Below are 8917 nucleotides of genomic sequence, written 5' to 3'. Positions count from 1 at the left end.
CGTCTTGGGGGCAGCCTATGCTAATAGCGTACGCGACCACGCTTTCTGGATAAGAAATTACGATGCGATGCGTAAAATGCATGAAGGTAAGCAGTAACCAAATTCAACAAATCTCATCAAAAGAAACGTCTCCATTTTGAGAGACAGGTTGATACTTCAACCTACTATGTGAATTTCAGAATTGTTTTGCACTGTTTTAACATAGATATTTTGCCTGACGGTTCATTCAAACATCGACGTTAAAGTGTACCATTTATGGCAAGGTTTCTTGTCACCTACTTGCTTTTAAAGCATATTGTTGACATGTGTACCATTCTATATGCTTGAAGCAAAACGATGTCGCCAATGCCTCTGTATGTGTATCTCATTTGAGGTTATATGAGAATTACGCCAATGTAAAAGGCGCAGGCTGCAAATAATCGTTGTGCGAGTGGCCCTGGGGAAAATAGTCATTCAGCTGCTTGCCAAAACTGGACAATGAGACCAGGCAGGCAATTAAAACAGTGATTTTTTTCATGTTGGTCAGATAGATAGGTAGCCAGGTATGACTACCCGGCTACGATTAATTTCAAGAAAGCGTGCGAGGTTACCAGCCTGGCGTCTGACGGTACGTACCGTTAGACTTGGCGATTTCATCCGGACTGATCGGCCAGGCCATGTGTTTCGCAGGGTCGAAGTTGCGCGCGGGCCAGATCTGCTGTACTGTGTAAGGTGAAGCAGGATCAGTTTTGTTGGTATGAATGCGGCCGTGCAATGGCGCATTGATCTTGGCATAGTCACCCCATCTTTTCAGATCCTGCAAACGGTCTGTCCATTCGCAGGCCAGCTCCACGCGGCGCTCGTGTTTCAGGTTCGCCATGGTAGGAGAGGCGATCGGCGCAAGACCTACACGGGTCCGCAATTCGTTGAGCGGCGCAGCAGCTTCTGCATTCTTGCCCTGCATGATCAATGCTTCTGCTTTAAAAAGCAGGATCTCGGCATAACGGATCAGTGAAAGGTTCAACCGGGTAGTAGGGTAGTCGCCATTCTGGTTGATCATATTATTGGTACTCGGATCTTCATTTGTGCCGTAGCTGTACGGTTCCATGTATTTATTGATCTGAAAACCCGACAAGCTATTAGTTGAAAAGTAGGAACGTTCCTTGCCGAAGTAAGTGAACTTGTCGCCGAATTTCAGGATAGTAACTTCTCTTCTCGGATCATTTGCCTCGTATTCCTGATACAATTCCTCGGTAGGCTGGAAATAGCCCCAACCGTTGAAAATGCCCCAGCCTTTGTTTTCAAGGATAACACCCACAAACTCCGAACCACCCTGCACACCGGAGGTTACCGACCAGATGTATTCTGGGCCAAAATTATTTTCGACTTTAAATACACTCTGATAATTTTCACGTGCGCTGCCTTTACCCGTCATCAATGCGCGTCCGCCTTCGTTTTTGATCTTGTCAGCCAGCTCAGGAATCAATGCCCATTTGCTCGCGTCGAACTGCGCCCAGTAAGCGTAGGTTTTTACCATATAAGCCCAGGCTGCTGCCTTGTGCGCGCGGCCCTGGTCGGCGGGACCGTAGGTTTGGAACAAAGGCAGGAGATCGGCCGCTTTCTGCAGATCGGATATGATCTGCGCATAATTGTCGGTGACCGATGGCAATTGCGGCGGGATCCTTTTTCCATATTCTGCATTTTCCGGACCGTCGAAAGGTACGCCCTGATCTTTATGTCCCCAGAGATAAGCGATCCAGAAATGCGCAAATCCGCGTACAAAATAAGCTTCTCCCAAAGCTGCATTTTTGACCTCCTCGGAAACACCAGTCGCCGTAGGAACTCCTTCGATTACCTGGTTTGCCTTGTTGATCATCCAGTACACATCATTCCAGCCACCAGTCATGCCGCCCTCGCGACCTGTTACATTGAAATTCTTGATGTTATCGCTTTCTGCACGCACGCGCCCGGTTACCAGGTCGTCGCTCGCATTCTGCATCCAGAACAAGTTCCGGCCCCAGGTAGATTCGTAGCGCATGGGAACGTACATGGAAGTAACGGCTTTTTTGACGTCGTCTTCACTTTTCCAAAAGAATGCTGTTGTGGGTTCACCATTTGGCTTGGTATCTACCCAATTTTCATCACAGCTGGTAGCCGACAGCATTACGGCTACAAGTGATAGTTTATATAAATTACGAAGTTTCATTTTGTGCAAATTTTTAATCCAATGATCAGAATTTCAGTCTCAAACCAGCCGAGTAAACGCGCGATACAGGGAATTGTCCGCCGTCGAAGCCGATGCCTCCTACCTCTGGGTCCATGCCTGAGTATTTGGTGAAAGTCAGCAGGTTATCGCCGCTCACGTACACACGCAAATTTTCAATGCCTTTGATTTTATTTAAGGTATAACCAATCATCAGGTTCTTCACCCGCAGGTAGTTGCCGTTTTCGAGATACCAGTCAGAATTTGTTGCAAAGTTCCGGTTCGGGTCGTTGGCCTGAATGCGGGGAATGTCAGATCCGGTATTGGTATCCGACCACGCATCGAGGATCTTGTCCCAGCGGTTGTAACCTTGCTCAGCCCCGTTTAATGTCGACTGTTTGAATGCATGAAACAGTTTCACACCTCCCACACCTTGCAGGAAAAGGCTGGCGTCGAAGTTCTTCCAATTCACATTAGCTGTAACTCCATAAGTGATTTTTGGAAATGCACTGCCCGAAAACACCCGGTCGCCGTCATCGATTTTGCCGTCGCCGTTTTCGTCCACAAATTTCAGATCACCAGCTTTTGCATTCGGCTGAATGCGCGTTCCATTTCCCGCTGTATAAGCTGCTGCCTCTTCGTCGCTCTGGAAAATACCTGCATTTTTAATCAGCCAGTAAGAATAGTATGGCCGGCCAACCACGGAACGGTAAGGGGTCAGAATACCTCTCCACGCATCGCCGTGCGACCAAAATGAATTCGGGTTTCCATCAATATAATCCACGGAGTTTTTCAGTGTGGCGAAATTTCCGTTTATCTCATACCCAAACTCATCCACGCGGTCTTTCCACGAAGCCGAAAATTCCCACCCTTTATTTCTAATTTTCCCCTGATTGATATAAGGTGCGCCGTAGCCAAAGGTATTAGGCCAGCCTGAATCCTGCTGTTTGATCAGGTCATAGGTGAGTTTATCAAAATAATCCACCGTCAGCGACAGTCTTTCTTTCAGAACACTCACGTCCAGACCAATATCTGTTTGCTGCGAAGTTTCCCACGAAAGTTCTGGATTGAAGCGTGAATTCACATACAAACCGTTGGAGAAAGGCGCCTCGTTTCCAATCTGGTAGGTGTTATTGTTGCTTAAAGTTTGATAACCGTAATATCTGGCGATAGAACCGATATTTCCAATGCGTCCCCAGCTTGCGCGAAGTTTGAGCAAGTCGATGTGGGTGCTTTGCATAAATGGCTCGGAGCTGATTTTCCAGGCACCGGTGATTCCGGGAAATCCTTTGCCCCGGTAACCTGCTGCAAGTCGGCCGGCAATGTCGAATCGGTAGCTACCTGTTACAAAGTAGCGGTCTGCCCAGCTGTAAGAAAGACGTCCCACGTAGGAAGCATTCTTGTCTTTCCATTCATAATCTGTCGGGCGATCCTGGTCGAAAATGGTAGCATTTACAAAGAAGTTAGCCCAATCTGCTTCGTTTTCAAACCCACGCGCGCCTGCTCCGAACCCACGCGCGCCGTTTTCCTGGGCCGTAGTTGAAACCATAGCGCCAATGCTGTTTTTACCCAAAACCTTATTGTAGCTCAATGTATTCTCCCAAATCCAGTGATAGTTCCTGTCGGTTGAATTGGCAAGCGAATTTTGGTTGTTTGGTTTCCCGGGTTCGGTTCTGCGGGGATCGAATTTCTTCCAGAGTGAATTTCCCTGACGATAAGTAAAACGGGTAAAGAATGTCAGGTCAGGGATAATATCTGAATAGGTAAGTTCCGAAACCGACTGTACCTGGTTGGATTTATTGTAAGGATTATTACGCATTAATGTCCCGACCGGGTTGATCGCATCGCCGTGAATACCAAGATATTGGCTATCGCGCGGACCCACGCCGCCAAATGTCCCGTCCTCATAATAGGCAGTTGCTGAGCGTGGCATGTACATTGCGGATAAAATGGTACCGCTGTATCCACTGTTGGTTTCGGTGCCGCGACTATCATTATTGTTCCAAAAAACATCCTGCCTGAATTTCAGGTGGTCATTGAACTGATAATTTGCATTTAACCGGAGCGACAGATTCTGACTGAATGTGTTCAGGAGCGTACCTTCCTCTTTTTCATAACGTCCCTGGATCAACGTTGAGAATTTGTCGGTACCTGAGTTAATACTCAAATTATGACGCTGCACGATCCCTGTGCGAAAAATTTCGTTTACCCAGTCAGTGCGCGTTACTTGTGCGTAGGGGTTTTTGGAAGCATCCCAGCCGTCGAGCGGGTTCAAGCCAGCATTGGTATAGGCCAGGTTGGAAACGCGAGCTTCTTCCTCGGCAGTAAGTGACTGCGGTGTTTTCCAGGCTTGTTTGGCTCCGATAAATCCGCTGTATTCGATGCTTGGTTTGCCTTGTGAAGCCTGGCGCGTAGTGATGAGAATTACACCTGCTGAACCGGAAAAAGCTCCATATATCGCTGCCGAAGCTGCATCCTTTAATACCGTCATCGATTCTACATCAGCCGGGTTGAACGGTGCGCCGGGAACTCCGTCGACTACGTAAAGTACGCTCTCACCACTGCGCGAGCCCATTCCGCGGATTGTTACCGAAGGTGCGCTGTTTGGATGTCCGCCATTGCTCACGGCAGTTACCCCGGGCACTTTGCCCTGGATCATGCTCTGCACATTCAGCACGGGACGGTTTTTGATCTGCGCCATATCAGGAACCGTCGAAACAGCAGCTGAAAGGTCACTTTTGCGAGCAGTACCATAACCGATGACGACTACTTCGTCCAAAGATTTTGAATCAGCCTTCATCGTCACCTCGATTGCCGACTGATTGCCGATAAGGATTTCCTGTGACTGATATCCTACGAATGAAAAGATCAGGGAAGCTTCTTCGCCTTCATTAACGGAGATCGTGAAACGTCCGGAAACATCGGTGACGGCGCCGCGCTGAGTACCTTTGATTATAATACTGACACCAGGAAGCAATTCGCCGTTTTCATCGCGGACGGTACCTTCGATGTCGCGGACAGCCTGGCTTTGAGTTATGTCAGCTGCGAGAAGTTGTTGCCCGGCGCCGGGAAGGCAGAGCGCCAGCAATAATGTCGGAACAGCAATTTTTAGATTAAAAATGCTGGTAAAACGTGTAAGCATAAGCTTGTGGAGTTGGTTAAGATATGGAGGAGGTTCTGCCGACGGGCAGTTTGTCCCTGTAAATTGGCCACAAAGATGGGGGTAGGAGCGGCGGGGTAAAAGCTGCAAACTGATTCTTAACAATTATTTAAAAAATATTAAGAAGTCCTGTGTGGGTTTAAATTTATGTCACAATGCTTGCTCAGGAAGCAATTTGATTTGGATTAAAACAGCCCCAGGTGATCAATCGATTCTGGTAAGCCAACTTTGCTGGGACATTTTGAAGGCTTTCTTGAAATCACGCTTGAAAGTGGTCGGACTGCTTAGGGTTAACGCTTTCTGAAAATTGCTTTTCCCATAGTATTTGGAGCAAATTCAGGGACTCTGCTTTTTCTAATTTTGTTCAACGGCTGATTTCACTTTGTTCAAAGGCCAGAAATCTACGACATTTTCCCACTCGCATAACGACGTATGTGTGTGGACGCTGATGAAAGTGATCAAGAGATCATCCTGCGAACTATTGTTCACAGCATAGTCAATTTCTATGATGCAAAAATACGGTCGTTAAAACGTACTTCAGGCAGTTGTGATATATATGTCTAGATTAATCTGCGGCGATTATAGTTCAATAAATAGTCAAGCGAGGACCTTTAACTGTAACTTAGATCGGACAGTTAACTCACATACATACACTCGTGTGTAGATATTTAGCATCGTATCCAGGTTACTAACGTGATATGTTTACTATAATGGCCAGCTGTGCTTTTAGATTCCTTCTTAATATTATCAATCTCGCAAATAAACATAAAATTACAGCAGAACCCATCCTTTCGACTACAAGCTCGGGCCTTTTGGCTAAAGATGCTTTGCAGAGACTGTAGAACTTTGCAATAACAAAATAACAGACAAATGGAATTAAGAAATAGCACTGTGCTGATCACAGGCGGCACGAGCGGGATTGGTTTGGAACTCGTAAAACAACTGACTCAGCTGGGGGCGAATATCATTATTACGGGCCGTAGCGCCAATGCTCTTAGGGAAACAAAAACCAGATTTCCAAAAGTACATACTTTCAAAAGTGATGTCAGCAATTCAGATGACATTGAAAGGCTATACCAGGATGTAACCGGGCTCTTTCCTGAGCTGAATATCATTATCAATAATGCGGGCCTGATGCGGTTGATTGATTTGCGGGACGGGGCATTGGACCTGGTAGATATCAACACTGAAATAGCAACCAATCTTTCCGGTACCATTCAAATGGTACACCAATTTTTGCCGCACCTGCTCACAAAGAAGTCTGCCGCAATTGTCAATGTATCCTCAGGAATCGCCTTTATGTCTTACTCGGCTGCCCCGATATATAGCGCTGCCAAAGCCGGGGTTCGCGCCTACACCCAGGCATTGCGCTTGCAGTTGGAAGACACCAATGTAAAAGTATTTGAAATGATCCCGCCTGGGGTCAAAACGAATCTTCAAAACGATTGGGTATTAAAACCTAGTCCCGGCATGATGATGGACGTTGACAAGATGGTAAGTGTTGCCATAAAAGATCTTTTAAAAGATCAGCCAGAGCTCAAACCACCTATGATCAGCGTAATAAAATTTGCAACCCGGCTTGTTCCAAACGTGTTGCTGAAATACGGGCACCAGGAATTTAAGAAAATTAAAGCGCTACAACGCAGTAGTCTAAGCTAAACAGATGGAAAACACGAAACCTTACAGGATCCAATCCATTACGGAAATCCATCGCCTGATGGGGTTGGGAAAACCGTTTCATCCGCTAATAGGGATTATTGATCTAGCCGGACAAAAAAATGATACGGGGCTCGATGCTGTCATATTTGATCTGTATGTCATTTCCATGAAGCGGGGATGTGACAAACTGGTCTACGGACAGCAGAAATATGATTTTGACGAAGGATTGATGGCCTTTATGTCACCCGGGCAAATTCTGCGAGGTGAAGAGAACGGTGTGCCGCCCAAGCTTGATGGCTGGATGCTCTTCATCCATCCGGATTTTTTATGGAATACCTCGCTTGCGAAAAAAATTAAGCAATACGACTATTTCGGTTATGCAACTAATGAGGCTTTATTCCTTTCTGATCACGAGGAAGCCCTCGTCAACGGCATTGTTGCCAACATCAAAAGTGAATATAAATCCAACATTGATAAATTCAGCCAGGATGTGATCATTGCGCAACTGGAACTGCTCCTTACGTATGGGCAACGTTTTTATGAACGCCAGTTTATTACCAGGAAAATAACCAATAGCAGAATTTTGGAGCGCTTGGAAGTAGTACTAACCGAGTATTTTAATGACAATGACCTGGTGTCAAAAGGGTTACCCACAGTTAAACATGTTGCGGAAAAACTAAATGTCTCGGCCAAGTATTTAGGCAGTTTACTCAAACAATTAACTGGGCAAAGTACCCAGCAACACATACACGAAAAGTTGGTAGAAAAGGCCAAAGAGAAACTCTCTACCACCGAATTAACGGTAAGCGAAGTTGCCTATGCACTGGGCTTCGAACATTCGCAATCATTCAACAAACTCTTTAAGGCAAAGACGAAACAAAGTCCGCTGGAATTCAGGCAATCCTTTAACTAACACTTGGGCCGGGCTGCATAGAGCAATACTGCAATGTCCAGAATGGTTACGTATATCATTAGGGGTTAATATGTATGCAGACATCCCAGACATGTCAGCCTGTCACGTTACAGCATAAGTTTAGTGTACAGTTGATTTTAAGAATACTCCCAGTACCATTCGGGGATGTTTCTTAGTCGACATAAAATTCTAGCGTAAAGTAATATGCGAAGGCAGGACGAGCTGATTATTACTGCGGAAAACCGCTCATGCACCCAGAAGAAAGATTGATTATTAGATATATCGATAAGATATGGAATAACTTAGAATTCGACACACTTTCCGAATATGTCGATCCCGGCTTCGTAGACTATTCTATACCTATAAATGCGCTTAGAAATCAAAGGGGTACAGCCCTTTATTTAAAGAAACTGTCTGAATCACTTTCACATCATACCCAGATAAGAGGATTGTTGAAATGTGACGACCTGATTATTTGTCAGTTTGAATTATCATGGTATTGTGTCCAGGGGTTTGGAAGTATTGAAGGACGTAGGATTTTCAGGGTAAGAGAAGGCAAAATACTTGCCCACTGGGAAATTATAAGTAGGTAGTAATGCGGTTATTGCCTGCCTACTCACAGACTTAAAGTTCATAGTGATATTCTTAACAAGACGATATGTTTCAGTATTGACAAGAATAAGAGTGATGAACGGAAGGTGTTTGCCTGTTATAAGTTCGGCAGCCGCGTCAAGCTGTGGTAATTCCAACTCATAAAATCTTCACTCAAAGTTAATGCTCATGCGTTCAAAATAATAGCTGCGGTATCTTCAATCATGGTCTGCTCGTGTACCAATCCTCGGACAATTTATATCAGTAACAGAACCGACAAGTCAGTCACACTGCTGGTTGAAAAAGAGGTTAGTGCAGGCACCATCTCCAAGCTGGCAGCTTTTAGGGACTCCCTTCACGGGAAACAAATAAAGCCAGGACATATTAAAGTCAACTTTGGAAAAGGCAAATG

At 45.6% G+C, this 8917-nt stretch carries 5 protein-coding genes; 2 read left to right on the top strand and 3 right to left on the bottom strand.

Annotation, left to right across the window (positions count from 1 at the left end; genetic code table 11):
- Positions 1-385: 385 nt before the first annotated feature.
- From Q369_RS29720 to Q369_RS0121270, 3 genes are all read right to left on the bottom strand, one after another.
- Entirely contained in the window at positions 386-517 is a 132-nt protein-coding gene (locus Q369_RS29720) for a hypothetical protein (RefSeq protein WP_262485495.1), read from the bottom strand.
- A 69-nt stretch (positions 518-586) separates the two neighbouring features.
- Positions 587-2185, bottom strand: coding sequence for a RagB/SusD family nutrient uptake outer membrane protein (locus Q369_RS0121275; RefSeq protein ID WP_031529774.1), 1599 nt, complete (start codon positions 2183-2185; stop codon positions 587-589).
- Between the two features lie 25 nt (positions 2186-2210).
- The gene (locus Q369_RS0121270; RefSeq protein WP_051664189.1) at positions 2211-5324 is read right to left on the bottom strand and encodes a SusC/RagA family TonB-linked outer membrane protein; all 3114 of its coding nucleotides are present in this window, start codon (positions 5322-5324) and stop codon (positions 2211-2213) included.
- Between the two features lie 888 nt (positions 5325-6212).
- Here Q369_RS0121270 and Q369_RS0121265 point away from each other — a divergent pair.
- Both Q369_RS0121265 and Q369_RS0121260 read left to right on the top strand, forming a co-directional pair.
- Complete coding sequence (locus Q369_RS0121265) at positions 6213-7001, top strand: SDR family oxidoreductase (RefSeq protein WP_031529772.1); 789 nt, start codon at positions 6213-6215, stop codon at positions 6999-7001.
- Between the two features lie 4 nt (positions 7002-7005).
- A complete protein-coding gene (locus Q369_RS0121260) occupies positions 7006-7914 on the top strand; it encodes a helix-turn-helix domain-containing protein (protein ID WP_031529771.1) in 909 nt (302 codons plus the stop codon).
- Positions 7915-8917 lie beyond the last annotated feature (1003 nt).

The organism is Dyadobacter crusticola DSM 16708 (assembly GCF_000701505.1).
Taxonomy (GTDB): Bacteria; Bacteroidota; Bacteroidia; order Cytophagales; family Spirosomataceae; genus Dyadobacter; species Dyadobacter crusticola.
This window is presented reverse-complemented; position numbering and strand designations above follow the sequence as displayed.

Bases quoted from the DNA above. Each gene is read 5' to 3' on its own strand.
- Q369_RS29720 (WP_262485495.1), bottom strand. From the start codon at position 517: ATGAAAAAAATCACTGTTTTAATTGCCTGCCTGGTCTCATTGTCCAGT.
- Q369_RS0121275 (WP_031529774.1), bottom strand. From the start codon at position 2,185: ATGAAACTTCGTAATTTATATAAACTATCACTTGTAGCCGTAATGCTG.
- Q369_RS0121270 (WP_051664189.1), bottom strand. From the start codon at position 5,324: ATGCTTACACGTTTTACCAGCATTTTTAATCTAAAAATTGCTGTTCCG.
- Q369_RS0121265 (WP_031529772.1), top strand. From the start codon at position 6,213: ATGGAATTAAGAAATAGCACTGTGCTGATCACAGGCGGCACGAGCGGG.
- Q369_RS0121260 (WP_031529771.1), top strand. From the start codon at position 7,006: ATGGAAAACACGAAACCTTACAGGATCCAATCCATTACGGAAATCCAT.